The sequence below is a fragment of the Brevibacillus sp. SKDU10 genome, from assembly GCF_001645205.1.
Taxonomy (GTDB): domain Bacteria; phylum Bacillota; class Bacilli; order Brevibacillales; family Brevibacillaceae; genus Brevibacillus_B; species Brevibacillus_B halotolerans.
On record NZ_LSSO01000003.1, the window covers coordinates 1 to 26,478 of the forward strand.

23 protein-coding genes, 1 pseudogene and 1 other annotated feature are annotated in these 26,478 nt (G+C 40.8%); of the genes and pseudogenes, 8 read left to right on the top strand and 16 right to left on the bottom strand.

Features of this window, described 5'->3' with window-relative positions; translation table 11 throughout:
* From AYJ08_RS00635 to AYJ08_RS00645, 3 genes and pseudogenes are all read right to left on the bottom strand, one after another.
* Window positions 1–490 (bottom strand): annotated as a pseudogene (locus AYJ08_RS00635) (BclA C-terminal domain-containing protein); the annotation flags it as partial.
* A gap of 233 nt (window positions 491–723) precedes the next feature.
* Window positions 724–1,284: a sugar O-acetyltransferase gene (locus tag AYJ08_RS00640; RefSeq protein ID WP_064016173.1), complete on the bottom strand. Its 561-nt coding sequence runs from the start codon at window positions 1,282–1,284 to the stop codon at window positions 724–726.
* A gap of 170 nt (window positions 1,285–1,454) precedes the next feature.
* A complete protein-coding gene (locus AYJ08_RS00645; RefSeq protein WP_064016174.1) occupies window positions 1,455–2,693 on the bottom strand; it encodes a stalk domain-containing protein in 1,239 nt (412 codons plus the stop codon).
* A 1,613-nt stretch (window positions 2,694–4,306) separates the two neighbouring features.
* Here AYJ08_RS00645 and AYJ08_RS00650 point away from each other — a divergent pair.
* The 4 genes from AYJ08_RS00650 (at window position 4,307) to AYJ08_RS00665 (ending at window position 8,111) form a co-directional block, all read left to right on the top strand.
* Window positions 4,307–5,290 carry a glutaminase gene (locus AYJ08_RS00650; RefSeq protein ID WP_197490562.1) on the top strand — a complete coding sequence of 328 codons (984 nt, stop codon included), beginning with the start codon at window positions 4,307–4,309 and terminating at the stop codon, window positions 5,288–5,290.
* 491 nt (window positions 5,291–5,781) lie between these two features.
* A complete protein-coding gene (locus tag AYJ08_RS00655; RefSeq protein WP_064016176.1) occupies window positions 5,782–6,498 on the top strand; it encodes a futalosine hydrolase in 717 nt (238 codons plus the stop codon).
* Window positions 6,495–7,352 (top strand): 1,4-dihydroxy-6-naphtoate synthase, encoded by an 858-nt coding sequence (locus tag AYJ08_RS00660; RefSeq protein ID WP_064016177.1) that lies wholly within the window; start codon window positions 6,495–6,497, stop codon window positions 7,350–7,352. The genes AYJ08_RS00655 and AYJ08_RS00660 overlap by 4 nt, the downstream gene beginning before the upstream one ends.
* A gap of 204 nt (window positions 7,353–7,556) precedes the next feature.
* A complete protein-coding gene (locus AYJ08_RS00665; RefSeq protein ID WP_064016178.1) occupies window positions 7,557–8,111 on the top strand; it encodes a metal-dependent hydrolase in 555 nt (184 codons plus the stop codon).
* A 149-nt stretch (window positions 8,112–8,260) separates the two neighbouring features.
* On the opposite strand, the gene AYJ08_RS00670 is transcribed toward AYJ08_RS00665, so the two are convergent.
* The 4 genes from AYJ08_RS00670 to AYJ08_RS00685 form a co-directional block, all read right to left on the bottom strand.
* On the bottom strand, window positions 8,261–8,953 hold the full coding sequence (locus AYJ08_RS00670; RefSeq protein WP_064016179.1) for a M24 family metallopeptidase: 693 nt from the start codon (window positions 8,951–8,953) through the stop codon (window positions 8,261–8,263).
* A 52-nt stretch (window positions 8,954–9,005) separates the two neighbouring features.
* Window positions 9,006–9,776: an HAD-IIB family hydrolase gene (locus tag AYJ08_RS00675; protein WP_064016180.1), complete on the bottom strand. Its 771-nt coding sequence runs from the start codon at window positions 9,774–9,776 to the stop codon at window positions 9,006–9,008.
* A 108-nt stretch (window positions 9,777–9,884) separates the two neighbouring features.
* Window positions 9,885–11,318 (bottom strand): MocR-like pyridoxine biosynthesis transcription factor PdxR, encoded by a 1,434-nt coding sequence (gene pdxR, locus AYJ08_RS00680; protein ID WP_231928954.1) that lies wholly within the window; start codon window positions 11,316–11,318, stop codon window positions 9,885–9,887.
* Window positions 11,319–11,359: 41 nt separating this feature from the next.
* The gene (locus AYJ08_RS00685) at window positions 11,360–11,842 is read right to left on the bottom strand and encodes a hypothetical protein (protein WP_064016181.1); all 483 of its coding nucleotides are present in this window, start codon (window positions 11,840–11,842) and stop codon (window positions 11,360–11,362) included.
* Window positions 11,843–11,995: 153 nt separating this feature from the next.
* Between AYJ08_RS00685 and AYJ08_RS24825 the strand changes: the two genes are divergently transcribed.
* Entirely contained in the window at window positions 11,996–12,232 is a 237-nt protein-coding gene (locus AYJ08_RS24825) for a GNAT family protein (RefSeq protein WP_369799652.1), read from the top strand.
* A 303-nt stretch (window positions 12,233–12,535) separates the two neighbouring features.
* Here the strand turns inward: AYJ08_RS24825 and AYJ08_RS00695 are convergent, their stop codons facing one another.
* The 6 genes from AYJ08_RS00695 to AYJ08_RS00720 all read right to left on the bottom strand — a co-directional run bounded on the left by AYJ08_RS00695 (window position 12,536) and on the right by AYJ08_RS00720 (window position 20,023).
* The gene (locus tag AYJ08_RS00695; RefSeq protein WP_031411988.1) at window positions 12,536–13,411 is read right to left on the bottom strand and encodes a radical SAM/SPASM domain-containing protein; all 876 of its coding nucleotides are present in this window, start codon (window positions 13,409–13,411) and stop codon (window positions 12,536–12,538) included.
* 287 nt (window positions 13,412–13,698) lie between these two features.
* The gene (locus tag AYJ08_RS00700; RefSeq protein ID WP_231928955.1) at window positions 13,699–14,454 is read right to left on the bottom strand and encodes an AraC family transcriptional regulator; all 756 of its coding nucleotides are present in this window, start codon (window positions 14,452–14,454) and stop codon (window positions 13,699–13,701) included.
* 130 nt (window positions 14,455–14,584) lie between these two features.
* Complete coding sequence (locus AYJ08_RS00705) at window positions 14,585–16,321, bottom strand: ABC transporter ATP-binding protein (protein WP_064016182.1); 1,737 nt, start codon at window positions 16,319–16,321, stop codon at window positions 14,585–14,587.
* Window positions 16,290–18,155 carry an ABC transporter ATP-binding protein gene (locus AYJ08_RS00710; protein WP_064016183.1) on the bottom strand — a complete coding sequence of 622 codons (1,866 nt, stop codon included), beginning with the start codon at window positions 18,153–18,155 and terminating at the stop codon, window positions 16,290–16,292. The genes AYJ08_RS00705 and AYJ08_RS00710 overlap by 32 nt, the downstream gene beginning before the upstream one ends.
* 175 nt (window positions 18,156–18,330) lie before the next feature.
* On the bottom strand, window positions 18,331–18,990 hold the full coding sequence (locus tag AYJ08_RS00715) for a class I SAM-dependent methyltransferase (RefSeq protein WP_064016184.1): 660 nt from the start codon (window positions 18,988–18,990) through the stop codon (window positions 18,331–18,333).
* A 217-nt stretch (window positions 18,991–19,207) separates the two neighbouring features.
* Window positions 19,208–20,023, bottom strand: coding sequence for an aminoglycoside adenylyltransferase domain-containing protein (locus AYJ08_RS00720; protein ID WP_064016185.1), 816 nt, complete (start codon window positions 20,021–20,023; stop codon window positions 19,208–19,210).
* A gap of 230 nt (window positions 20,024–20,253) precedes the next feature.
* On the opposite strand from AYJ08_RS00720, the gene AYJ08_RS00725 reads away from it, so the two are divergent.
* Window positions 20,254–20,808 carry a hypothetical protein gene (locus tag AYJ08_RS00725; RefSeq protein WP_064016186.1) on the top strand — a complete coding sequence of 185 codons (555 nt, stop codon included), beginning with the start codon at window positions 20,254–20,256 and terminating at the stop codon, window positions 20,806–20,808.
* A gap of 431 nt (window positions 20,809–21,239) precedes the next feature.
* Here the strand turns inward: AYJ08_RS00725 and AYJ08_RS00730 are convergent, their stop codons facing one another.
* Window positions 21,240–21,719 (bottom strand): YbaK/EbsC family protein, encoded by a 480-nt coding sequence (locus tag AYJ08_RS00730; RefSeq protein WP_064016187.1) that lies wholly within the window; start codon window positions 21,717–21,719, stop codon window positions 21,240–21,242.
* A 482-nt stretch (window positions 21,720–22,201) separates the two neighbouring features.
* On the opposite strand from AYJ08_RS00730, the gene AYJ08_RS23720 reads away from it, so the two are divergent.
* Window positions 22,202–22,609 (top strand): aminotransferase class I/II-fold pyridoxal phosphate-dependent enzyme, encoded by a 408-nt coding sequence (locus AYJ08_RS23720; RefSeq protein WP_231928956.1) that lies wholly within the window; start codon window positions 22,202–22,204, stop codon window positions 22,607–22,609.
* 53 nt (window positions 22,610–22,662) lie between these two features.
* On the opposite strand, the gene AYJ08_RS00745 is transcribed toward AYJ08_RS23720, so the two are convergent.
* Entirely contained in the window at window positions 22,663–24,009 is a 1,347-nt protein-coding gene (locus AYJ08_RS00745) for a sodium-dependent transporter (protein ID WP_064016188.1), read from the bottom strand.
* A 111-nt stretch (window positions 24,010–24,120) separates the two neighbouring features.
* Window positions 24,121–24,370, bottom strand: a binding site (T-box leader).
* Between the two features lie 470 nt (window positions 24,371–24,840).
* Between AYJ08_RS00745 and AYJ08_RS00750 the strand changes: the two genes are divergently transcribed.
* The gene (locus AYJ08_RS00750; RefSeq protein ID WP_064016189.1) at window positions 24,841–25,392 is read left to right on the top strand and encodes a GNAT family N-acetyltransferase; all 552 of its coding nucleotides are present in this window, start codon (window positions 24,841–24,843) and stop codon (window positions 25,390–25,392) included.
* A 72-nt stretch (window positions 25,393–25,464) separates the two neighbouring features.
* Here AYJ08_RS00750 and AYJ08_RS00755 read toward each other — a convergent pair whose 3' ends face one another.
* On the bottom strand, window positions 25,465–26,445 hold the full coding sequence (locus tag AYJ08_RS00755) for an ABC transporter substrate-binding protein (protein WP_064016190.1): 981 nt from the start codon (window positions 26,443–26,445) through the stop codon (window positions 25,465–25,467).
* Window positions 26,446–26,478: the final 33 nt, after the last annotated feature.

Sequence of the window (26,478 nt, forward strand, 5' to 3'; positions counted from 1 at the left end):
CTCCGGTTGCTCCCGTTGCTCCCGTTGCCCCGGTTGCTCCGGTCGCTCCGGTATCTCCGGTTGCTCCGGTTCCTCCCGTTGCTCCGGTCGCTCCGGTATCTCCTGTGGCTCCGGTTGCCCCGGTTGCTCCCGTTGCCCCTGTCGCTCCGGTTGCTCCCGTTGCCCCTGTCGCTCCAGTTGCTCCAGTCGCTCCGGTTGCTCCGGTCGCTCCCGTTGCTCCCGTTGCTCCCGTTGCTCCCGTTGCTCCCGTTGCTCCCGTTGCTCCGGTTGCTCCGGTTGGACCCGTTGGACCTGTCGAGCCGGTTGGGCCTGTCGGACCGGTTGGACCTGTCGGGCATTCAATAAAGGTAATAAACGTAGATCTGCAAGTGGTAGAAGAACTGTGGTTACAATGTTTATGGGCAAACAGTGGATCTTTTCTTAAATAAAGATCTAACTCCGATTGAATAATGCTGTCGTAAATCTTGTCAATTTCAAAACGATTATCCAACGCAATAACACCTTCCTTTCTCCTTTACAGTATTCAAATTTTTAAAAAGGGTATTGTGTAAATAAACTATTTTAAAAAAAATGTGCCTTTTTGTTGTACATGTAAAGGTACGTTCATCACCCTTTAGCCAAAAAAAGAAGCGTCCAAATTCATCATTTAGACGCTTCTTCCCTTATGTATTTAACTCTATAGCAAAATCGTTATGAGATAATGTAATTTCTATCCTGTAATTTTTAAAGTACAATCTCTTTAATAATTACAGCTGGGTTTCCACCTACGACAACGTTATCCGGCACGTTTTTCGTTACGACAGCTCCTGAAGCGACAACTACATTATTTCCAATCCTGACCCCTGGATTAATGATAGCACCCCCACCAATCCATACATGATTGCCAATGACAACCGGTTTCCCATATTCCAAACCACTTGCCCGCTCTAAAGGATGGAGTGGATGCATAGCCGTATAAATATGAACACCTGGTCCCAGCATACAATGCTCGCCTATACGTATTTCACAAACATCAAGCATGATGCAATCGTAGTTGGCAAAGAAATGCTCTCCAAGATGAATGTTGTATCCATAATCACATCGAAAGTTAGGCTGTATAACACAGTCCTCTCCCTTCGTACCGAATAACTGAGATAATATGTCCTTTCGTTCTTCCTTTTCGGTTTCTAACGACTGATTATACAATCTCGTCAGCCTACTAGCTTGTTGACGCTCCTTGCTCAGCTCTATATCGGAGGCATCATATAATTCACCGTTTATCATTTTTTGTTTTTCTGTTTTCATAACGTCACTCTCCTTATTCCCACATCAACTACAATTACAGCTATGTTAACATGAATAAAAGAAATAATGGTATAACATTTAAGGCCAATAGAGACATAAAAAAATCCATCCCTTCAATGTGAGGGATGGATTTAGCGATTATATATTCCATTTGATAAAAGGATGTATCGTTACATTGCTACAGCCTTTTTCATTTCTAAATAAGTAGGCTCACCAATTAGCCCCAATCGCCATAGAGAAACACCTTTTAAACCGTATCGTTTAGCTAGACCAATTTTACTGTTAATGGTACCAGCATTTTCACTGCCCATAGAGATACCTAGGATCAGCTTCTCTTTTGGCACCTGCTTTAACGCAAGTTGGATAGCCTCATTTACTTTGTCCAAATTCTCCGGCTGTCCCTTTTGTCCATAGTCATACGCCATGATAATCAAATCGTCTGCCATAGCACTTAATTGTGCATAATCGTAGCCTTTATAGGAACCGTTTGGCGGATGCAAGATTAGTGACAGCTTTTTACCTTCCTGATGCAACACAGGAGCTAGCTGTCCAACAAATTCAGTGTATAGACGTTTCTCAAGCTCGATATCTCCGCTCAAGCCCAATCCTTCAAAATCTAAGGCAACCCCTTCAAACGGCTGATTGCGCACAGTTTGTAAAATTCCATCAATCGTTTGTTGTCGTAGCTGCGCGGTTTGAAGCATTTTCATTAGCTCACCTTTGCGATCTGAAGCAAAAACCATGAAGTATGGCTGTGTTCCGCCTGACTTTGCTTCACTTACGATCCCCTCTGGTGTTACATCTCCTGCTGATTTAGGCCAATAAAAATCTTTGCCTTGAAGTGTAAACTCACCATTTTCATTGATTCTTGCCCAGCCAAAGGCAACTGCATCAAAGGAAGGGATAAGTTGTCGCTCACTAAATGAAGAAATGGCATAGAAAGCCATCGTATATAAATCTTTTGGTGGAGATTGCAATAACACAGTTCGGTTAGCACCGTCCCAGTTAACCGTAGCCCCAAATTGCTCACTGAAAACCCGCAACGGGATTAATGCGCTCCCCTTGTAAAGCGTAGGGCTTACAGCCAATGTGATTGGTTGATTATTCACATAAGCAGTAGCATTGTTGATTTGTAGGCGAAGCTGTGTTCCAGCAGTTCCATTTGGATTGGTAGCAACGATCGTCCGTGTTGCATTATCCCATTGCACCTGGATTCCCATCGCTTCTGCAATCGCTCGGAATGGCACTAAAGTCGTTCCTTTTACTACTTGAGGCTGTACCGGAAAGGTTAGTGGATAACCATCTAGTAAAATTTTTGCATTACCACTTGCTAGGGATTGGGAAGGCTGTAAACCGAATAGCAACAGCAGTAACCCAGATAGCAAGAAGGTCTTTAACCATATTTTCATCTCTATTTTCTCCCTGTCCTTATCCTTTTTTCTTTGTCTCTCTTGCGTCATCATTCGTACATACAAAACTGATACAATCTATCTTTGGGCCCTATACCAATCCAATTCCTTTTTGCCAATGTAGCTGAAGCACTACTGCCCTTGCTACAATCCCAAATAAGGCTCTTGTTTTGTGTTTATCAAAAACCCAAAAACTGCTACGTTCACACAGCTAGCTTTTCATAAGGTCCTATGGTAAAGGTTTCTTTTCAATAGAAAGAGGTTTTCCTGATACGAATGCTGACATCAATCTGCTCATGATCAGTTGTCATGAACTATGCTCCAGTCAAACCTATCTGTATGAAGGCTTCTTGGGAATCTCAGAACAGCTTCAGCTTATTTAACAAGAACCCTTTAGTTTTAGAAGAGCGGAGTCTTGTAGACAATTCATCATCAATCTTTCTGGATAGACGGAAGAGCTTTCGTCCGGTAAAAGCACATTAGAGAGAATACCTTCATTAAAAAGATATCTAACTCCTTGGGTTTCGTTGTCTCTATACGCAGCTTGATATGATACCGATACATTCAATGAGCCATGCTTTGGGTTTCATCTATCGCGAAATGATTCATGTTTTGTCTGAACGTAGCCGATTTTGTGCATTCAATCGTTTCACACTGCTAATACATCATTAGCTATGCTTACGATTACATGAAATTCACCAATGCCTTGCAGTCACAAAGTAGGTTGATCTGGATCGTCAATAAAGACACAATATATGGAGGATTACCTGTAATCACTGCTTAAAGAAACAGGCTAGCTTTTCACTTCAAAATCAATTGAAGCTTTAGAAAATCCTTTTTCTCCAGCTCCGTAATCATGGGTCGACTTCTCCATCGTCTTTATTGGCTTATAGTAAATAATATCAAAAAATCATAAATGTTACTCTGTAAAATTACACATATCTAAAATTTTTTTTATTTTTTTAATAGAATTTGCTTTTTGTTTATCAACATGTTATGATTATTCTTGTGTTTTTCATATGTAAGATGATTGTTTACCTTCATCCAACCAATTCTTTTTTCCTCGAAATGAATTACTCTCACCTGTTTTTTCAAATCTCACGTCCAAAAACTATTTTCCCAAAGAAGCAATTCATTTTCAGGCAAGCGTTTTGATTTACCCGATTCACACTGGCGCGGTCATTGGAGCCGTAAGGACGGAAGAGAGGTAGGGCTTTCGTTGTTTTGAGGTTCAAAAATGCTATATCTATCTTTTTCCAGATACTATGTCGTAAGGGAAAAAGAATTCGAATAAGGTTATAAAACACCGACATGAAGTCATGTGGGACAGCTACAATATGGAAACCATAAAGCCACCTTTAATTGGTGGCTTTTTCTTTTTTTCCACTATTCTCCCTCTCTTGAAAAAAATAAGCTTTTTTCTGGAAATATACTTGCTGTTACACCTCTATGATTTTAAAATAGAGTTCCACGACACATTAAGCTGACGATTCCCACTCACCATTGATATGAATATGGGGATGTGGGTCATACTAACTGGCAGTGCCCCTGTCTTGGTATGTTATTCAAGTTATTTTTAATATGAAAGGGGAGCATCTGAGATGAGCCCAAGTATCTTGGCACCGTCAGAAACAGAACAGCATCAGCAAGTATCTGCTCAATTGTTACATTGGATTGATCAATTTAAGGATGCAGCTTCTCAAGGGAAGTGCGCTGACTATATACCTGCCCTAGGCAAGATGAATCCTCATCAGCTAGGGGTTACTGTAATAGGTACAGATGGAACGATGATTACCGCTGGCGATTGTGAGGCTTTATTCACATTGCAAAGTATTTCTAAAGTACTCAGTCTAGTCGCGGTATGTATGGAATATGGCATTCCTCATGTTTTGCAGCGAGTTGATGCAGAGCCTACTGGTGATGCTTTTAACTCTATTATTCGATTAGAAATGAGCAAACCGGGTCGTCCCTACAATCCGATGATTAACGCGGGGGCCATTACAGTTTCATCTATGCTCGCTGGTGATTCTGTTGCCCAAAAAATGGATTCCCTTAACAAGCTGTTTATCCAACTAATCGGTACCGCTCCCGTGCTAAATCAAGAGGTATTCGAGTCAGAGTGGAATACTGCTCACCGCAATCGTGCCTTAGCTTATTATCTGAAGGATATTGGTTTCTTAGATGGAGATGTGGAGAGTGCTCTGGAGGTTTATTTAAAACAGTGCGCCCTTGAGGTAACGACCAAGGATACGGCCCTAATCGGCTTAATCCTAGCCCTAGACGGCTATCACCCGATCCGTCAGGAACAAGTAATTCCTAAGGACGTAGCTCGTTTCACTAAATCCCTAATGCTGACATGCGGAATGTATAACGCGTCTGGTAAATTCGCTGCCTTTGTGGGCGTTCCAACGAAAAGCGGGGTCTCTGGAGGTATCCTCTCCGCTGTACCGCCTCGCTATCGCTCCCGTGACTTACCTTTTGCCGATGGTTGCGGAATTGGGATTTTTAGTCCTTCGATTGATGAGGTTGGCAATAGCGTGGCTGGCTCCCTGTTGCTAAAAGAAATGGCTCAGCAATGGGATTTAAGTATTTTTTAGCTAAAAAGACAAGTACATGAGGCTCCGATAGATACGATCGGAGTCTTTTTTATTATGTCTCATCCATCTATATACAGATAATGGTATTATGTAAAATAAAAAGCTGGCAAAGCTATGGTACGTCGGTGTACTAGTCTATTCCTACTATAATTAGGATGAATCTACACTCTCCGTTCACTTGCACAATACAGCAGCAGACGAAATTGTTTTTTATCATCAAGGGATTTTGCATCAGCTTGCTTACTCTATCAATGAAAATAAGCGGAATGAAAAGATACACCAACAGATGATACAGGTAGCCAAAACATTTGTTGACAACGCATAACTCAGACTTGAACGCCTTATAAAGTGTTTCACTCAACGGCTCAACTTTGTATAATTGGAGGCAGAAGCCTTTATATTCCGCTTCCTTCTTTATTATAGAGAGGATTCGTTTTATATAGTCTTTCGAGAGCTCACGCTATGGTTTGCACGAAAAGGAGATTGTTCACATGAATCAAGCTAAACAAGCAGAAATCTCTTCGGGTATATTTGTAAACTCGAACAATCCATCCTCACGATCACTAAAACGTATACTTATCGTCACCTCTGTAGAAGCCGAACAAGAAGCGGTAATCCGCGGCTTAAACGGTGCAGAAGGCTTTGACGTTCTAGTGGGTGGTGTCGGTGCAGTCTGTGCCGCAGCCAGTACAGCACGCACGTTGGCATCTACTACATATGATGTAGTCATTTGCGCTGGTATTGCTGGTGGATTTAAAGGGAAAGCAGATATAGCTTCAGTGGTGGTAGCAGATGAAATCTTGGCCGCCGATCTCGGCGCCGAAACCCCTGATGGATTTCTAAGCTTGGACGAACTAGGATTTGGTTCTGCTCGAATCCCTGTAGACATTACGCTGGCAAAGCGTGTAGCAGAAGCCCTGCAATTTTCCGGTTTATCTACCCATACCGGCTCAATTCTTACGGTTTCCACAGTAACAGGCCGTGCCGAAACAGCCACAGCCATAGCCAGCAGAATAGCGGGAGCGACTGCCGAAGCGATGGAGGGATATGGAGTAGCAACCGCCGCACAGCAATTCGAGATTCCCGCATTGGAAATTCGCACTATTTCTAATCCTGTAGGTCCACGCGACCGATCTGCTTGGCGTATAAAAGAAGCATTAGAATCTCTTGAAAAAGTAAGCTCAGTACTTGCGGAGGTGTTACGATGAAAATTGCTTTTTCTCCTTGCCCTAATGATACATTTGTTTTTCATGCTTGGGTTCATGGACTCATTCCCCAAGCTCCAGCCCTAGATGTTATGTATGCAGATATTGATATCACGAATGGACTTGCAGCTAGTTTAACTGGACCAGAAGTACTCAAAATTTCCTACGCTGCACTTCCTTGGGTATTGTCGGAATACGCCCTGCTGCCATGTGGCGGAGCGTTGGGTAGAGGGTGCGGTCCCTTAGTCTTAACGAAAAACTCGTCTGCTATTGATCAGCCATCCCAGCAACAAGCCGATCCTTCCGCTTTATCTGGCAAACGCGTAGCTGTTCCTAGCGAACGCTCCACCGCTTATCTGTTATTCCGTCTATGGGCTGCCCAAAATGTGCCCGGTGGAGTAGGAGAAATTATTGTAATGCCTTTCCACGAAATAATGCCCGCTGTACGCGATGGTAAAATTGATGCTGGTTTAGTAATTCACGAAGCACGTTTTACCTATCCTTCATACGGTCTTTCTTTGATGACTGACTTAGGTAATTGGTGGGAAACGGATACAGGGCTGCCAATTCCACTAGGTGCCATTATCGCTCGACGCTCCTTGGACTTGGATGCTATTGCTAGCTGGACCCGCTCCTCCGTAGAATATGCTTGGGCACATCCAGAAGCGTCCAGAGATTATATCATGCACCATGCTCAGGAAATGGACCCAGCAGTTGCCCAAGCTCATATTAATTTGTATGTAAACAAATTTACTGCGGACCTAGGGGAAGATGGATATGCGGCCGTAACTGCTCTTTTAAGCCACGCTGCACAAGAAGGACTTGTTCCGGAGTTTGATCTGAAATTATTGCGATAATCGAGTTTCTTTTTTAGTTGAAACGGTACGATTTCCCGCTAAAAAGTAAATTATTTCAAGAAAGACTGCCCACCTGCAAAGAAATATGGTAGTATAAAAAAGAGAACAAAAGTTCTCTTTTTTATCAGAAGCTATTCAAAGAGCGGTATCATCTGCAGTACGAATTATTCCCTCTTTGTTTACAGCAAAAAGAGGGGGAGCATTTTGAAGTATAAAACGCATATTGCTTTTTCAACGCTGGCTGGGGTATGTGTGGCGAAGTTTTTGGATATCCCATTCCAAACAGACTATGTAATGGGAGTAGCTGTGGGAAGCTTATTGCCCGATATTGATCACCCTAAATCTTACATAGGTAAAAAACTATCCAAAACATCGAGGGTAATGAGTAAAACATTAGGACACCGTGGCCTGACACATGCTCTGCCTTTTTGGCTTTGTTTATTTCCCCTTGGATTCTTTATGAAGGAGAACGTATTTTTAGGCTTGTGGATTGGATATCTCTTTCATATCGTAGGGGATTTATTAACGGTCGCCGGTGTACCCCTGTTCTATCCTTTTAGTAAAGCAAGAATAAAATTACCTCTTGCTTTTAAAACAGGAGGCCCCGTAGAAAAAGGCGTATTTATCGCCTGCCTTCTGCTCATTGTTGTATCAATGGACGCAAACATGTTTGCTGAGCTAAGCAGTTCATTAGCGATTCAACTGCAAGCCTTATTGAAAATAGCATCAGAGCTGATCAATTCATTGCTGGTACGTTAATAACAATGACCTGCCACTCTGATATGCTTGCGGCAGAACAAGAATAAAAAAGAGCGTCTCCCTTTATGCGGACGCTCTTTTTATTAAATTTTTATCGAAAGCTCGTTGATTCCCGGCTTATTTTTTATAAAATTCAAACCTCTTCAAGGCTATTCGACTGTTAATAGCTGCTCAAAAAACCCTCCGATTTCACGCTCACGATCAATAAAATGCACCTCTAAGATCCAATCTCGCGGTCTGCCATCCTTATCAGGCTCTCGCATGTCAATGTTATTATCAGCATGGATGTAATTCTCTACTTCATCCCCTTGGATTCGCTCATGAGGGAATTCCCCTATTAGATGACCTGCGTGCGGTCCTCCATATTCCCATCCATACTGCTCTGCGAGACGACACATATATTCGAATAGCTCACTTCCAGTTATATTGGGTTTTGATAGGAAAAAGTCCTTCCCATCCTGCCAAGCTTTCTCGATATCATCACGTAGCTTTAGCTTGTATGGATCAGTTCCAAGCACGTATGTCCGTCCAAAATCCGCTTCCCATTCTTCAAAAATGGGGCCGAAATCAAGAAAAATAATATCCTCCTCAGAGATAGTTAAGTCTGGGGGATTCTCACGGTAAGGATACAGTGTATTTTTGCCCGCTCTTACAATCCGTTTATGCCAATATTTCTTGATACCATACATTTGAAAAGCCAATTCATATATTTCTTTATTCACCTGCTTTTCAGTTACACCACTGCATAATATTCCCTTCTCTTCAACCTGTTTGAATAACTCTTCAGCTTTTCTTTCCGCTTCACGTAATCCTGCACGTCTCTCTTCTAATGATCGTTGCAAAGCTAATGCACCTCTTTCTATCAATTCTACATTGATCGTATAAGTATTTTGGCTATTTCACTTTAGCAAATCGTAAGCATAGCTCCTGTAATGTAGCGATCATATTTTGTTCGATTTGATCATCAAATGCTATGTTCTTCCGCGCAAAAGCCTGCAAAGGTTCACATTTGCCAATCAATACAGAGTAGTAAGCCTTTTGAAACATCGGGAGGTCATTCAGATCGTTTCCAAAGCAAACCATTTGGTCCTCCTGAATCCCCCATTGCTGCAAGGCTGTCCATTTATTAACACCTTTATATGTAATATCCAGAATCCCCTCTGCTGAATGATAATGCAATGTCACATCAAGGTTTTTCAATTTAGCAGACAGAACATCAAGCTGATCACAGGATAATACCAAAATTTTCAAAATAGATTGAATCCGATCAATATCTACTTGATTAGCCAGTCTATTGCCATCGATATTCATCAGAAAAGGATGAGAGGTTGGGCAGTTGAACCCATAGTCCCACTTGTCATCAACTAAATAGGTTGCATGATACTCATCTAATAAGGTAATAATCTCCTTGGCTAACGGTCTCTGTAGAGGAACACAACTGCGCAGACTGCCATGATGATAGGTCATAGCCCCATTTGCCCCAATTAAGAGATGCTTGGCAAACCTCTCATCAAGGACAGGAAGCATGTCCCGACAAGGTCTTGCTGAAGCGAATCCGATAGAATGCCCCGCATGCTCCAACTCTAGCAAGCAATCTAAAATTTTTGTTGAAATAGGCTGTCCATGAAAACAAATCGTTCCATCCAAATCAAAAATGAAATCCATCAATATTCGCCACCTTTTACAAGTAAGGGTTGTGTACATCGTACAGGTAACGAAGCGAATGTTAAAGGGACAGCTTACTTAAGTTGGCTGGGACAAAAAAAACGGACATTACGAAAACCAGGCTTCCGCTAATAATCGAATTCCTTGACGGATTTGCTGCTGGCTTAATGTTCCGTAGCCTAGTAAAACGGTGGGATACTGACGTTTTCTCTGAAACCAGTATCGAGACGTTCCGTACACCTTCACCCCCTTTTTTCGGCCTAATTCAAGCAATTCTGCTTCTGTATGGCTTGTTTTCACAGTTAAAAAAACATGGAGCCCTATGTCTTTTCCTACCAGCTCTACTCGTCCCTTCATATATTCGTCAATCACTTGAAGAAACATTTGTTTCTTTTCTGTATAGCTTTGTCTCATCATCTGTACATGCTTATGCCAATATCCATCTGATAAAAAATCCGCCAGTGTCAATTGATCAAGCCTCGAAACTGGCTGATCGTATTCAGATACGTTTTTATGAAATAAGGATAAGAGATCGTATGGAAGTACAAGATAGCTAACATTAACAAGAGGTAACAGCGCTTTTGAAAGTCTCCCTATATAAACCGCCTTTGCAGGAGATAAGCTTTGAATAGAAGGAAGATAGCGGTCCTGATACTTAAATTCCCATTCATAATCATCCTCAATGATATATTCATGTGTATGTACCCAGTCCACTAGTTCTTGTCTCTTTTCTAAGGACATCACCATCTTGTTCATAAATTGTTGAGATGGACTCACATACATAACATTCGCACAGCTATTTTCAAGCTCAGCAATTGAAACTCCACTGGCAAATAAAGAAATTGCCTTCACTTGAAAACCATAGTTAAGAAAGGAATTTCTTGCCCCATCATAGCCCGGATTCTCCACCCCGATGGTGTGCTTTTTCGCATCTAATAGCTGACACAAAACAGATACTAACTGCTGAGGAGAAGCTCCTATAATCATTTGCTCTGGATTGCAACTAACTCCTCTTGACTCGTATAAGAACTTGGAAAGCTGCTTTCGCAACACATATTCTCCTTGCGGCTGGCCTTCCACCATATAATTACTTTGGTTATGGGTTATGATTTTATTGCGCAGCCTGTTCCACTGGTTAAAAGGAAAGGTGTTTAGCTCAATATTGCCGTAACGGAAATCTAATTCAATGTTTTCAAGCACATGGTCCTGAGAAAAAGCATTGTCCTGTTTTACCATCAGGCTGCCTTTGTATACTACTTGATAACCTTTTTTAGGTATACTGATAACATAACCTTCAGAGAGTAAAAGTTGATAGGCTACCTCTACTGTATTCTTGCTAACGTGCAATAACCTTGCGCACCCTCGTATAGAAGGAAGAAGGTCGTTATACTGTATATGGTTATGCAGAATTTCTTCCTTAAACAATTGATAAATCTGAAAAAATAAAGGAACATCCCTTGATGAAAAATCTAAAGGAAACTCTGTAAGCTGAATCATCTCCTGCCAGTTATTTCGCGTAACAGGCTGTAGGTCTGCACTCATGAAATCCCCCTCATGCTGATCTTTTGGCAAAAATCACGAAATTACTCCTTATAGATTAAGTTTTTCAATGATTCTGCCTCCTCTTTGTCCGTTTGACTGATAAGACCATCAAATTGATAGACATAAGTGCCATTCGAGGATAGTTTCAGAAATGCAATTTTTTGCTCTACAAGCTGTTCTAACACTTCTTTTGCCTCTTCAATGGATAATGATGTTTCCATCGCTACTTCTAACGCCGTTACACTTCCGCCCTTTTTACTAGCTGTTTGCAAAATCATGGTTTCCAGTCGAATTTTACGTCGCTTCTTTCTAGCTCTTACAGATAAATAACACATATATAATCCTCCGCTTATTAAAAGCGCAACAATGCATACAAGAACAATATAGCCAATCGTATTTGTCAAATAAGAATCGGAAGCAACCAATCCAATAGTTGTAAAAATTCCGATTAATACAAATGAAATCCCCATAAGGAAAAGCAGCATTTCCTTGATAAATCCTTTTACAGAGTGAAAAATATTCATCTATGCTTCCCTTCTACTCATTAGGTACTTGTTATCCTCAATGCTCCATTTCAAAATATCAAATCAGATATAATGATTGTAAAAGATTGCTTTTTCTTTTTCCATAGCATTATACTGTTTTCTCATTATTACAATATGAAAAGGAAGATGATAATGATCGTTCGAATGTATACTGAATCGGATACAGAGCAACTGGTCTCACTCTTTTATGATACGGTTCATTCTATTGCGGCACATGACTACTCACCAGAACAGCTCAATGCTTGGGCTCCAGCGGACGAACAAATGAACAAGCTGATCAGTTGGCCAGAGTCTTTACGCCTTAATAGCACGTATGTCGCTGAAATAAACCGTGCAATCGTTGGGTACACATGCAAGTATTACGGCTAAGCCCTTTTTCGAATACCATGGATATGAAACGCTTCAGGCTCAAATTGTAATGCGCCGAGGGATTTTGTTAGTGAATTATCAGATGCATAAAAATCTACATAAGAATTGTCACGAAATACAGGCTCCATGAACAGGTTTTCTGATCTAGTTGATTTATGGAGCCTTTTTTCACACGAAAAAAACAAACTCCTCTTATGTCATTAGCATAAAAGGAGTCTCCCAATTTGGCTTTCGCTTGTAGTTGATTTCAAACAATCTAGCTAAGTGTTCCTTGATGTTAATCCTGCAAATGAATTATACACATTAAGCTCCAAACCGCTTTCTATATCCACACTTTCTGCATAATTCCTCAACAGCCTCGCGTCTTGAGAATCCGTCAAAAAGATTGTTTGCTCTCTCGCTCTCTACGATTTCAGAGAAAGGTGTAGTTTGGACATTGCCTAAATTAATCACACCTTCCCCATCCAAACAGCACGGCACAACCGTTCCATCCACGAGGATTCCTGCTTGAGTGCGAAGGGCATGGCAAAAGCCTTTTCCATCATCCTCGGGCGCGTGTAAGCTCGGCCATTCAAATTCATGATCCTGATTGAGATAAATTCGTTCAGCAATCTTAACCCCGCTGCCCGGAACTACTTTTTCCTCAATCTTATAGTCCAGATTAAATTCCTTTTCCAGCACCTCTAAGGTCTCTCTGTTCCTATTTCGTTGAAGATTCGTTGCGTTATCTTTATCCAGATTCCAGAGACGAAAGGATATGATTACATTATGCTCCGCCGCCTCTCGAACAAAGGATAGAATGTTAGATAAATATTTATCACGATCAACAGAGCCTTCATGACCATCAAAGCTATGCAACGAGAAGTTCATTTGACGCAGGGCTGGCTTACCCAGTAGCTTGGCACGATTCTTTTGAATAAGGGTTCCGTTTGTCGTGATGTTGACCTTAAATCCCTTTTCATGGCTTATATCCAGCAATTGATCAATTTTGGGATGCAGGAGCGGTTCGCCCTTCACATGAAGATAGATGTGCTTTGTATGTGGTTTAATTTGATCCAAAATGTTAGTAAACGTGTCTAGCTTGATAAATCTAGCTTGTCGACCTGTTTGTGGACAGAAGCTACAGGCAAGATTGCAAACACTAGTAATTTCAATGTACATCTTTTTAAATGTCTTCAAAACTCGTTCCTCATTCCATATATTCTGTAGAGAATTGATTTATATTTTGCCATTCATCCTAATTGCCGCATGGACAAATCTATACCTGATCCCTTCATACCATACTTTCGCTTATTATACATGAAAAAACACGAGGATGATTGCAACTTGAGTTTTTGGAAGCATCTGCTGGTCATGTAATGTGCTAGGTGTATCAGGATACACAAAAAAGACCGCCTTAGCTGATCCTAGGCGGTCATTTCTTATCTATAGTCGGTTGTATATGATAGGCATTTCTGACATTCTATTTACTTTAAAGCATTCTTGCCATATTCACTGGGATTAACACCATATGTTTTGCGAAATAAAGAAGCAAAATGACTAAAATTATGATAGCCCACGAGCGATGAAGCTTCGCTGACACTAATCTTATTATTCTCCAATAGCATCCTCGCTTTTTCCATCCGTTGTTGTCTAACAAATTCAAATACAGTCATACCAAACACTTCTTTAAAGCCGATCTTGAGCTTGTAATCATTCAGATGAATCAATTTCGATAGAGCAAGCAGGCTGGGTGGCTGGCCTAGCATTTTTACTAAAATATCCCGAGCTAAATAAATTCGATCAATATCGTCTTTTTTTAAACTGCTGCGCCCTTTGACCTGTCCCATTTCCATTTCATAGATAAACAACGCCAAAAGCTCTAGGGTTTTTCCTTCCATATAAAGGCGCTTGGCTGACCCGCTATAAGAACAATTGCGCAGTTGCTGTAGTAGAACCTGCATTTTCGGACGAATCGTATCCTGAAGATAGAGGAAGGACTGATTATACCCAAGCTTTATATTGGGAAACAGGCTGCCCCAAAGCCTTGCATCCATGCGCAGCTCCATGTGAACAGTTGGTCTTTCTTTGATTTGCTCGGCATGAAATCTTATATCATGTAAATAGACGAGTTGGGCACTACCTGCTTCTGTTACAATATCCTTGTTTTGTCCATCAACAGAGAAATACCCACCCCCATCCAGCGTAAACGCAAGCTCAAGATGTGGATAGCAGTTTATCATATCCTGGCTGCTTATGTATGCGATAAAATGATATTCCAGTACATAATTGTATAAAAAATAAGGCCTGAGGTACGATGCCTCAGGTCTTGGCTTTACTCTTTACAATTTATTGATATAGAAAACAATCTACTTAATTGGATACGCCCCATCCACGAGCTTCTTGTTGCAATCTCCACATGCGTGCATACAGCCCGTCTAACGCGAGGAGTTCGTCATGTTTCCCCTGTTCTTTGATCTGTCCGTTCTCCAACACAACGATTTGGCTTGCAGCCTTCACTGTTTTTAACCGATGAGCAATCGCAATGACAGTCCTCCCTCGCACAAGCTGGTCAATCGCCTTTTGAATCTCCGCCTCATTCTCAGGATCCAGTGATGCAGTTGCTTCATCCAATAAAACAATGGGAGCGTTTTTTAAAATAGCTCGTGCAATCGAGATACGTTGCTTTTCGCCGCCTGAAAGCGTACTTCCGCCTTCTCCAACCAACGTATCATATCCATGTGGTAGCTTTACGATAAAATCATGGCAGCAGGCAAGTCTAGCCGCTTCCTCAATCTCATGCTGGGATGCATCACTTTTGCCAAATCTAATGTTATTTGCAATGGTATCTTGGAACAGATACACATCCTGAAAAACCATAGATACCTTGCGTAATAGCTCCTCAGGGTTCATACGGCGGATATCCTCGCCTCCCAGGGTAACTGTCCCCTGGTCAGGATCATAAAAGCGAGCAATCAAGCGAAGAACCGTACTTTTCCCGCTTCCTGACGGTCCGACCAATGCGGTAAAAGAGCCTGCCTGCATCCGTAAGCTCACCTCACGTAGCACAGCTTTATCCTGATAACCAAAGGTAACGTTGTTTAATTCAACATCGTGGCACTCTGGGGGCAAAAGCTCTCCAGACATAACCGGCTCATTTAACAATTGCACAATGCGTTCCCCTGCCTGCTCATGATAACCAAATTCCGCATAATTGATAAGCGCAACTGTTAAGGGCTCGAAAATTCGTGTACCAACAAGTAAGAAAGTAACAAATGTCATGAGATCAAGACTGCCTCCAAGCAATAAATGAACGCCTACAATCACCATGACAGTAAGCCCTGCTCGTAAGCATGCAATCGCACTCAATACAATCGGTCCAAGCAAACCCTCGATGAGGAGACTGCGCTTCATCAACTCTTTAAATGAGTTTTCCAGACGTACAAATTTTTCACCCGTCAAATTATAGGCCTTAATCACTCGAATCCCGTGTAAATATTCCTGCAAACGATTAGCCGCATCTACCTTGGCTCGCATATGCTGACTGCCAAGCTTGCGTTGTAATTTAGAAGTCATGAGTACTAGGGCGATCGCTATTGGAAATACCAAAAACATAGCCGCCGCCATGCGCCAGTCTAATATAGACAGCCCTATCAGAGCAAGAAAAGGCATAATGAGTGCGCCGATCATCTGTGGAACAACATGAGAAATCCCATGCTCTACTAATGAGATATCTCCCATCATCATGTTGGCAAGGTCCCCTGGGTCACGTTTGTTTAAAAATCCCAGCGATAGCTTTCTTACATGTTCTGCCAACCTGGTTCTGCCATCCACCGCTGCGTTATAAGCTCCACGAAATTGTGCTCGGTATGCCGGAAGCTCACACAAATACAAGAAGACAATGGAAACCCCCAGACCTGCGCATACCCACCATAGCCTCGCAAAATCCATTTCCACGCCTGAGCTGGTAAAAGACTGGAAGATCAGACGTGCTGCTTCCACCAATAGTATAAATGGCAGAATTCCTACGAGGTTAGCCAGTGTGGTATAGACGACTGGCTTAATCAGCATTTTAGGATTACCCACTGTGATGTTGTGCAACATGCTCATGACCTATGCTTCCCTCCTCTTCCATCCCTATCTGCCATTGCTCTGCGTCTATATACGTACGCCACATTCGATTGTACAACCCTTTAGAGGCCAATAATTCATCATGTTTTCCCTGTTCTGAAATACGCCCCTCATGCAGCACGATGATTTGATCAGCATCTCGAATGGTAGACAGTCGATGGGCGATAACAATAACCGTTTTTCCCTTAATCAGTTCTTTGAGAGCAAGCTGCATCTCGTATTCATTCTCCGGATCAGCAAAAGCCGTCGCCTCATCTAGCACCAGCACAGGAGCGTTTTTTAGGATCGCTCTAGCCACAGCAATACGTTGTTCTTCTCCGCCAGATAGATACACGCCACCTTCTCCGATCAATGTATCGTAACCATTGGGAAGCTTGCTGATAAATTCATGACACTGCGCCGCCCGGGCTGCCACCATCACCAGCTCTAAAGAGGCATGGGGGCTTCCGACTGCAATATTATGAAATACGGTATCGTAGAACAAAAAGGTCTCCTGAAAGACAAACGCCACCGTATTCATCAGGTCCTTACCTGCTATTTCTCTAATATCCACTCCCCCAATTCTGATCGCTCCCTCCGTTACATCCCAAAAGCGCGGCACCAGATTTGCAACCGTTGACTTACCAGCACCCGAGGGTCCCACTAAAGCCGTCACTTGATTCTGCTTCGCTGTAAAGGAAATCTGCGAGAGTATTTCGTCACCAGTAAAGATGGCAGAAGAGCTGTTAGTAGATTTTTCACTGGATGGATACGAAAAACAAACATGATCAAATTGAATATCAAACCTGCGTGGTTTCTGCGGATTTTCAGGCTCTGGGATTGGCTTTTCTGCTAATATCTGATCAACTCGCACTACCCCCTCACTTATTTCCCGCAATGTTGATGTCAAATACATTATTTTAAACATGGAAGAAGAAATCCCAGGGGCCATCACTAAAAAAAACAACAGTGTGGAAGCAAATGCGATGCTTTCTGGCTGACTACTTAGCAGAAAAACTCCGACTGGCAAAAAAAATGCCGCAAAAGAGCCCAGTGTCACCTTGAAAATCAAGAATCCCTTTTCCACCTGATTCGTAACATTCACGCAATAATCACGATAAAGAATCATATCGACATGGAACTTGCGGAACGAATGCACAGTCTGTCCAAAAACCTTGATAGCTGGCATCCCTCTCACATATTGGACAGCGGAGCCATTCATCCTCTCCAGTAAGTCATAATAAAGCTTGATACTATCTTTCATTTTGGGGCCAGTCATGAGAAATAACTGCGCACCGAATCCAATTAAAATAGGTATCATGCAAGCAACCGCAAGCCAAATATTGAGGTAAAACATGACAATAATCATCAGAATCGTGGTAACCAGCACGTGGACTAAGTCTGGTAGCTGATGAGCGATAAATGTCTCTACCTTTTCTACATTTTGCTCCAGCGTTTTTTTAACAGCACCTGTAGAGGTTCCGCTTAACCAACCCAGTGGTAATTTTCCAATATGGGAAGCGAGACGAACACGCAAACCGTACAAAATGCGAAATGCCGCAAGATGCGAAGCCATTCCCCCTGCATACATTGTTACTAGACTCACGAGAACGCCAAGCAAGGCGATAACACCCCAACGAATCATTACATCCCCATTGGCCAAGACAGGATTGGAAGCATACTCCAATAATTCCTTTAAAATAAAGTAAACCGACGCATAAGGCACCAGCATACTGATTGCACTCACTGTAGAAAGCAAAGCCGAGACGATTAATAATCCGCGTTTTTCGCCCGCGATTTCAAGCAGTCGAGGAACTCCCGTTTTTTGCTTCATCCGATTCCCTCCCTTCTTCTTTTTGCCAAAATGAAATGAATCGTGTACCGTTACATGATAATGATAGCTGTTCGACTACATTTTCTCTGCCACTTGCCGGTGAAAGGCAACCACTTCACGGATTTTTTTCCATTGTAAAAATAAGTCTGGAAAAAACAAAAAAAACCGCCCCTATTTAGGCGGGTTTTCTTGCTGAGTAGGCACGAAGGGATCCTGCTCTTGTCTTAAAATCACCTACTGGTCGAACATTCTCAAACCCGGTGTCTTCAAGAAGTTCAGGAATAACATCTGTAACATGATCTGCTGTAGTCTCAAAACCATCTAATAGCTGAACGGTAAAAAACGCTGCCCTCATTACTGCATTATGAGGCTTGCCAAAGTCAATGATGTGTACTTCTCCGCCCGGACGCAGGGTTCGCAATAATTCTTGTATCGTACTACACTTCATCTCTCGAGTAAGATGATGGAAAAACAGACTAGAAAAAACGTGATCGAGGTGATTATCCTCAAAGGGTAGCTCACACGACATTCCTTGTCGAAAGGTAAGAGCTACCTGATGTTCCTCTGCCTTATTTCTAGCTATGGATAGTATGTTCGGATCAGCATCTAGTCCAATTACCTCTGCATTCGGCTGTGCCTGTTTGAGCATAAGAGTTAAGGTACCTGTTCCGCAAGCCAAATCCAAGATGCGTTGCTCCGACATCAAATTCGCTTGACTCACAAGATGCCCTTTGAAGGCTACTTCCTTCATTCCCCACAACGAAGGATCATACAATCGGGTCAACCAATGAAATTTTAAAGCCGGAATATAGTCTTGATTTTCTGTGCTTTTCATCTATTCTCTTCCCCTTCCATCTTAATTTCCATCCCACAGCTGACAAGCAGGTTGCGAAAAGCACATAGCAGCAAACCGACAACTTATTACTTAAAAGTATGGTAGAAAACCAACTGAGCGAATTATACATCATCTGGGAAGTGATCAATCTGTTGGAAATATTTTCATAATTAAATGATAGTGATAATCATTATCCTTGTCAATATTCTATTCCGTCCTATAATTCCAAATGACTATCACTAGTAAAAAAATGCAGATTACAAAAAGTAATCATGTATGCTATAAAATTTCTTGCTTCACGCGCTCTCTTTATTCTAGAAGAAAAATACGATGGTTCATTTTTTCTGTTACGAATTCTCAAGGTTTCTCTAAGAAGTAGGTGCCAGTCAGAGGGCAGAGCTTGAAGCGCATGCTCTACCGCTTTATTCTTTGGAATAATTTCTTGAAACTTTAGGGTGTAATAAATTCGGCACAAGGTTACTACAGCGTCTTCAATCCACACATCAAACAAGAAAAAAATCCGGCTTTTCCCCTTTTGGGCCCAATATTCATTTATGTTATAATGCATTGTCGCATGAACATCCTGCCACTCTGTAGCAATTCCTAATTCATCTATCCTTTTACCCGCAATCGTTATTCCATAATGCTTTAATGTCCACCACGTCACATGATTACTATCCCAGTGCCCCTCTTTTTTAAAAACTCCACTAGCGCAGCATGGGTAAGGCTGTAAGGATTTATTATCTCGTCCAATGTCATCAAGGCTGATATACATACCATCCAATTTTTGGGCCAGTGGATTATCCTTCTTTAGCTTATGATGTAGCTTGCTTACTATTTCAAGCTCTTCGTGCGTTAATCTTCTTTTTACAATTGTCATGAAATCTATATCACTTTTATACTCATCAAATGCTGACAAAGCGATCGAACCATATAAATAAATCCCTTCTATCACATCAGTTAATTCAGACATGATTAAGTCACTATACTCTTGTAATAAAGGTCTAATCTTTTTTGGTATCTTTTCATCCATAGCTAGAATCCTCATTTCTTTTTAAGTACCTACCAAATAATACACCAAATATTTGCACTATTCATCTTTATTATGCTATATTTGATAAAATAATAAATATTATTACAAAAGGAGTTTGCATATGAAGCCGAATAAGAAGTAACGTGTTGTCAGCTTCTTTAAAGCACGAGCACCTCCTCCATATCCACTCATTTTAGCGTTATGAAAATGAAATTATGGAGGAATCAATGATGAGTAAACCAGAAATGCATGTTGCTTTAGTTTGTGGGCCTGATTCTGATATGGATACACAAGCAATCCGAGCTGCTTTGGAGTATTTTGGCGTAAGAGTCTTTACGTATTGGATAGGTAGACCAAATGATTTCACTGCCATCTTATCAGGTGAGGACTTATATCCCAATACTGACATGATTATTCTAAACTTCCACGGAGATGAAGGGAAATTCATCATGCCGGAGCTAGGAGAAGACGTGTATGATGCAGATGAGGTGCCGGGCAACTTTGGTCCAGAGGAAATTTCCCGTTCGGCCAGATTGGAAGGGAAAATCGTTATTGCTAACGGATGTTCGTTAGGCGATCCTGAACTGGCAAAAGCATTCCTACATTGTGGATGCCAAACGTATATTGGTCCAAACGACTATCCAGATGGAAATGCCGCGCTACTATTTGTTTTGCGATTCTTTTACGAGATCATCCAAAACAAGAAAAGCATTCAAGAGGCCTTCCAAGTAAGCAAGGCGATGGATGATGAAAACATGTCGATGTATCAAATCTATGAAAACTAGTAATAGATAGCTCATTATCACAAAATAAATGAATCCAGCATGTAAAAAGCCCTGATCTGCTTCAGGGCTTTTTTACGTTTTACGAATTATCTTTTCGAGATAAAAAAATCTGGGGATGTAATGGCAAATGGACAAGCTCAGGAGCTTGATGACCGTTCGGCCAAATGCAAACAAACGTAACTGGATGGTTCTTCAGGTACTCTTGTGCAGAGCTCGGTACAGATATCTCCGCTTTCCCAGATGTGGGCTCTATCTTTCTTGTAAAGAAGTAGCCTTTTTTATTTTCGAAAATTCAAATATTTTTTCAGTAAGAAATGCACTAGTTTTATATATTGAATCGTTCTATCCATATTAAAATGATTCTGCGCACAACAAGACCAAAAGTAATGAGAATCACAAAAAGACCTATGAATGTTACATAGAAACTGAATCTAGTTTGAATCCGCCCATCCTTTACATACATCAATCCACTGTATATATTGCGAATATTCTTCTAATTCTTCTATCGTTAATTCAATGGCACTATTTGCACTACCGCAGGCAGGAAAAACCGTTGTAAAGCGTTTCAGTGATTGATCTAAATAAACCTCAACGCCTTTATTGACTGCAAATGGGCATACACCGCCTACCGCATGACCAATTAGGGTTTCTACTTCACTTGCGTCAAGCATTTTCGCTTTTTCACCAAACTGGCGTTTATATTTCTGATTATCAATTTTACCGTCACCTGCTGCAACAATCAGTATAACCCTGCTCTCTAATGTAAAAGAAAGTGTTTTTGCGATTCTCTGTGGCTCACAGTGTAAGGCTTGGGCTGCCAGTTCTACTGTTGCACTAGATTTTGGAACCTCTATAATTCTATCTTCCATACCATATTGTGTAAAATATAATTTCACTCTTTCTAGCGACATCTTTCTATACCATCCTTTTTGCAGATTTTAAATTTTATTACTTGCTAGGCAGCAATTTCAACTCTTCAATTTTTATTTGTTCTGATTATAACACCCAAATCGTATGGTTAAAATGTTAAAATTGTATGCAAGACAATTATCAAAAGGCTCAATCAACATGCCAGTTCATTCATTTGATAATTTGGGAACTTGCCGATTATCTCGATATAAACCTTAGTACCATCACAAGGGCCTTTAAAATTTGCGAGATGAAAAACTAATTTATGCGATCACAGGCAGTGGAACCTTTGTTTCTTCTAATGCCGGAAATACTATTTTTATAGCAGAAGCGACACAAATAAGAATTATATTGAAATGGGCATTATAAAACCATTAGATTCCTTTAACCTATATGTAGCTGAGGCAATTAAGAGTTCACTGCCAAAAATTATCTGGAAAAATTACTCGACTACGGACATCCATTAGGAATCGCTTATCATAGAATGGCAGCAAAACAATGGCTACAGCGCTTTAACTTAGACGTCAATGTGGAGAATATCTCTATAACCTCCGGAGGACAAAATTCTTTTACACTGATCTTGATTACTCTTTTTCAACCTGATGACAAAATTGCAGTGGACAGCTATGCCTATCCCAATTTTATTGAGTTAGCCAACATGCTGAATATTCAGCTCATCCCCGTTGCGGGAGATGCATTAGGAATGCTGCCAGATCAGTTAGATTTTGCAACACCTCTAAAATACGCCATACGTAAGCTCGTTCACCGCTACAAAGGCAGGAACAGCAAAAAGTCGATTATCCGTAGCATACAGGAAATCGACTTTTTACTGTTTTATGATTTACTCAATGTGTTTTTTAAAATACTGGCTGTACCGCTCTTCTATGTTTAAGGAAAGGATTAGAAAAATACATAACGTCAGAATTTTACAGAATATTTAAACTCTTAAAACTGAATAATACCAACCGCATTCAAGAAAACAATAATAATCGCAACTGGAGCAACAAATCGAAGCAAGAATACCCAGCAAGTAAACAGGGTCTTTCCGTAGTTTCCACCTACGAAGAATTCAGCTTCTAGTATCTTTTTCTCCATTTTAAACGATACGAAAATACTAATCAGTAAAGCTCCAAGCGGCATTAAAATATTAAGTGAGAAAAAGTCTACTGCATCAAAAATATTTTTACCAAAGATGGTAATATCACTCCATATACCAAATGAAAGTGCTGACGGAATACCTACTAAGAAAATGCAAAGCCCCATTACCCATGCTAATTTTTTTCTTCTTTCTTGCTGTCCATTCGCTAGTGCTGAAACAACTGTTTCAAGTAAAGAAAATGCAGATGTTAAAGTTGCAAAGGTGAATAGTGCAAGAAATACGGTTAAGAAGAAGCTTCCAAATGGAATCTGGCTAAACACGGATGGCAAAATGATAAATAGCAATCCCGGTCCCTCTGTTGGTTCCACTCCCAATGAAAATACTGCTGGAAAAATAGCAAGGCCGGCAAAAAGAGAAACAAATAAATTCAATCCAACAATCGTTATGGCTGATCGTGGCAAGCTTTCTTTTTTATTTAAATAAGAGCTATACGTAATCATAATGGAAATCCCAATACTAATCGCAAAGAATGATTGACCCATTGCGAATAAAATACTTTCTGAAGTAATTTTTGAGAAATCAGGTTGTAAGAAAAACGTAACACCCTTCATTGCACCATCAAGTGTTAATGAACGAATAATAAGAGCCAAAAATAGAATGAACAATGCTGGTAGCATGTATTTACTTGCTTTTTCAATTCCATTTTGTACACCTTTTGATACAACAAATATCGTAATAAACATAAAAGCAAAATGCCCGACAATGGCCCAAACTGGGTTCCCGATTGTTTCTGTAAATAGTGCGGCATAATTTTGCTGTGGTGCAATAATCTGTCCTGTAATTCCTCTGAATAAATAGATTAATATCCAACCACCAACAACACTGTAGAATGATAGCAAGATAAAGCAAGTACCTACCCCAAGCCGTCCAATCCAGTGCCATCCTGTATTTGGTGCAATATTTTTAAAAGCTTGAATTGCTTGTTTTTGTGTACTACGCCCTATCATAAATTCAGCTATCAATAGCGGAAGACCTATTAATACAGTAAACAATATAAAGATTAAAAAGAATGCTCCTCCCCCGCTCTTTCCAGCAATATACGGAAACTTCCATATTGCGCCAAGACCAATCGCAGAGCCTGCTGCAGCCATGATAAATCCTAATTTCGACGTCCATTGCTCCGTCTGTTTCATTACATTTCCCCCTAATTAAATTACTTTATATGAATAAACATATTATTGATCAATCCAAAAAACCTCCATTTCTTCCTGTATAAAATAAAAAAGGCCTAGCATCTCTTTATATAAAGAGACGCCAAGCCATTTACTTAACGCGGTACCACTCTTATTGATTCCATAATGAATCCACCTTAGCAGTAATCGTTTGATTACAAACCTGATATCGAAGGTTAGTCGTTAAGATTTACTAAGAAGTATACTTCCGTTCCACCTTACTGCTCCTAGGCGAGTTCAAGATGTCATTTGACTATGTCGCACCAACCCATAGCTCTCTGCACAAATACATGTCTTTACTATTCCTATTCATCGCATTCAATATTCCGAATATATTTCCCTTTGAAATTACTACGAATTATACTAAGGTATATGTACGACTGTCAAGCAAGATATTCATTTTTTTGTCGAAAAAAAATTACCAAAAAAGAATTTCTCATTCATGAGAGATTAGATGATAGTCTCCGTTTCAAAGGAACATCCGATGAAAAAAACTAGAATTCATTGATGTTCAAGCTGTAGAGCGTGAACCATTCAACCTGACAAGAGGAATCTATCAGACTCAGGTAGAAGTTATTTTTAAGCAAGCAAAGACACCACCCACGATTCGCTTTGAGATACACGATTGCAACACCATAGCAAATAAGGTACAAGAACAGCCTGTCATTACAACCAGCCCGGAAGCATTCTTGATAAGCATCCCAAAAATATGTCTGAACATTCAGGTAAATGGATTGGCATTGTGTGGCACTAGCTTGCCCTTTGATTCAAATACATATCAGGAGGAGAAATATGGCTATCACCTATTGGACAGGACAAAAGATTTCTTTACGAGCATTGGAGCCTGAGGATGAGAGTATTTTTGATTTATTAGATGATGAAATCCTACGAAATATGAATTCACTCCACTTTCCTCGTTCCCAAGCAAAAAGAAAGGAATGGTTAGAGGAACAAGCTGAGGAAGAAGACGCTTTTCGGTTTATTGCTATAGATCAAAACGACGAGGTCGTAGGCATGATCGAAACCTTTGATTGTGATAGGAGAAATGGTACGTTCGATTACTATTTAGCAGTCTTTGATCCCCATCGAGGCAAGGGCTATGCTACAGAAATGATCGTGATGGTTATGCGGTTTTTCTTTCTAGAGCTGTCCTATCAAAAAGTGAACACTACCGTTTATTCGTTTAATAAGCCTTCTATCTGCATGCATGAAAAACTAGGATTCGTTAAAGAAGGGCAACTACGAAATATCATTTTTACAAAAGGAGCCTATTATGATGGCGTCTGCTTCGGAATGACAAGACAAGAGTTCGTAACTTTATACGGTAATGACGATATTCTTTGATAGGGTACTCGCCCAAAATAGAAAACACCCCACCAGAGCATTAGCTCTACAAGTGGGGTGTTAATCCGCTCGCTACTTTTTCGTTTCCTTGCTTCTTTCCAGTAGCATGTCAACGATTAGATCAATCTGTCCAGTAATAGCGATTGGATCATAGCGATAAAACGTATCAAAATCGTTATAGAATAACGTATTGTTTTTAGAAGCCTTTAGATTTTTCCAAACGGCTGAGGATTTTAATTGCTTTAATGCTTCTCCCTTTTTCTCAGGATCATAGGTTGTCAAGAACATGTAATCAGCAGCATACTGCGGTAGCATTTCCATAGATAGCTGTAGCGTCTGTTCCTCTGCTTTATTCTTGGCATGCGGCATTTTAAGCTTCAGTGCGTTATAGATTGCCTGTCCTCCTCGACCAGCGTTATCTCCGAAAATCCACAGCTCTCCCTTATCGGTCAGCTCATAAAGTCCAAAGGTTGCATTCTCGTCAATAACACCCTTTAGCTTCTCGCGACCCTCCACAGCCTTTTTATCAAATGCAGCGATAAATTCCTCTGCCTTTTCCTTTTCTCCAGCAATGTCACCAAACAATCTGACTGTTTCATAGATGTTGGTGGCCGTCCCATATGGGATGTGCAGGGTAGGGGCAATTTTGGATAATGCTTCATAGTTTTCATCCTTCATAACAACAATCAAATCAGGCTTTAGCTGCAATGTTTTCTCTGTACTAATAGGCTCTCCGATATCAGTAGCCCCTTTGAGGAGATCGGTTAAGAACGGATTTTTGAAAGCAGTTGGCTCAACACCGACAACATTTGCCCCCACAGAAAGCAATTCCCCACCGTAAAAATCAGTAACGATTCGTTTTGGTTTTACTGGAATATTTACAACTCCCTTTTTCGTTTCAAAGCTGCGCATTCCCTCAGCAGTTGTTTCCTTTTCCTTTGCTGTAGAAGCACTATTGCTTGTCGTGCTTGTCGTGCTGTCACAAGCAGTCATCAGAACCAACAGCATGATAAGCATCGCTGTAATGAAGAAAAATGACTTTTTCCTTAACATGGAATCTCTCCCCTATATGTATCAACAAGGATT

What these genes read in the sequence shown, in the direction of transcription:
- AYJ08_RS00750 (WP_064016189.1), top strand. Translation starts at nt 24,841, where the DNA reads ATGGCTATCACCTATTGGACAGGACAAAAGATTTCTTTACGAGCATTG.
- AYJ08_RS00755 (WP_064016190.1), bottom strand. Translation starts at nt 26,445, where the DNA reads ATGTTAAGGAAAAAGTCATTTTTCTTCATTACAGCGATGCTTATCATG.
- AYJ08_RS00730 (WP_064016187.1), bottom strand. Translation starts at nt 21,719, where the DNA reads ATGTCGCTAGAAAGAGTGAAATTATATTTTACACAATATGGTATGGAA.
- AYJ08_RS00640 (WP_064016173.1), bottom strand. Translation starts at nt 1,284, where the DNA reads ATGAAAACAGAAAAACAAAAAATGATAAACGGTGAATTATATGATGCC.
- AYJ08_RS00710 (WP_064016183.1), bottom strand. Translation starts at nt 18,155, where the DNA reads ATGAAGCAAAAAACGGGAGTTCCTCGACTGCTTGAAATCGCGGGCGAA.
- AYJ08_RS00660 (WP_064016177.1), top strand. Translation starts at nt 6,495, where the DNA reads ATGAAAATTGCTTTTTCTCCTTGCCCTAATGATACATTTGTTTTTCAT.
- AYJ08_RS23720 (WP_231928956.1), top strand. Translation starts at nt 22,202, where the DNA reads ATGGCAGCAAAACAATGGCTACAGCGCTTTAACTTAGACGTCAATGTG.
- AYJ08_RS00745 (WP_064016188.1), bottom strand. Translation starts at nt 24,009, where the DNA reads ATGAAACAGACGGAGCAATGGACGTCGAAATTAGGATTTATCATGGCT.
- AYJ08_RS00705 (WP_064016182.1), bottom strand. Translation starts at nt 16,321, where the DNA reads ATGAGCATGTTGCACAACATCACAGTGGGTAATCCTAAAATGCTGATT.
- pdxR (WP_231928954.1), bottom strand. Translation starts at nt 11,318, where the DNA reads ATGAGTGCAGACCTACAGCCTGTTACGCGAAATAACTGGCAGGAGATG.
- AYJ08_RS00715 (WP_064016184.1), bottom strand. Translation starts at nt 18,990, where the DNA reads ATGAAAAGCACAGAAAATCAAGACTATATTCCGGCTTTAAAATTTCAT.
- AYJ08_RS00725 (WP_064016186.1), top strand. Translation starts at nt 20,254, where the DNA reads ATGAGTAAACCAGAAATGCATGTTGCTTTAGTTTGTGGGCCTGATTCT.
- AYJ08_RS00645 (WP_064016174.1), bottom strand. Translation starts at nt 2,693, where the DNA reads ATGAAAATATGGTTAAAGACCTTCTTGCTATCTGGGTTACTGCTGTTG.
- AYJ08_RS24825 (WP_369799652.1), top strand. Translation starts at nt 11,996, where the DNA reads ATGATCGTTCGAATGTATACTGAATCGGATACAGAGCAACTGGTCTCA.
- AYJ08_RS00720 (WP_064016185.1), bottom strand. Translation starts at nt 20,023, where the DNA reads ATGGATGAAAAGATACCAAAAAAGATTAGACCTTTATTACAAGAGTAT.
- AYJ08_RS00675 (WP_064016180.1), bottom strand. Translation starts at nt 9,776, where the DNA reads ATGGATTTCATTTTTGATTTGGATGGAACGATTTGTTTTCATGGACAG.
- AYJ08_RS00655 (WP_064016176.1), top strand. Translation starts at nt 5,782, where the DNA reads ATGAATCAAGCTAAACAAGCAGAAATCTCTTCGGGTATATTTGTAAAC.
- AYJ08_RS00700 (WP_231928955.1), bottom strand. Translation starts at nt 14,454, where the DNA reads ATGATAAACTGCTATCCACATCTTGAGCTTGCGTTTACGCTGGATGGG.
- AYJ08_RS00685 (WP_064016181.1), bottom strand. Translation starts at nt 11,842, where the DNA reads ATGAATATTTTTCACTCTGTAAAAGGATTTATCAAGGAAATGCTGCTT.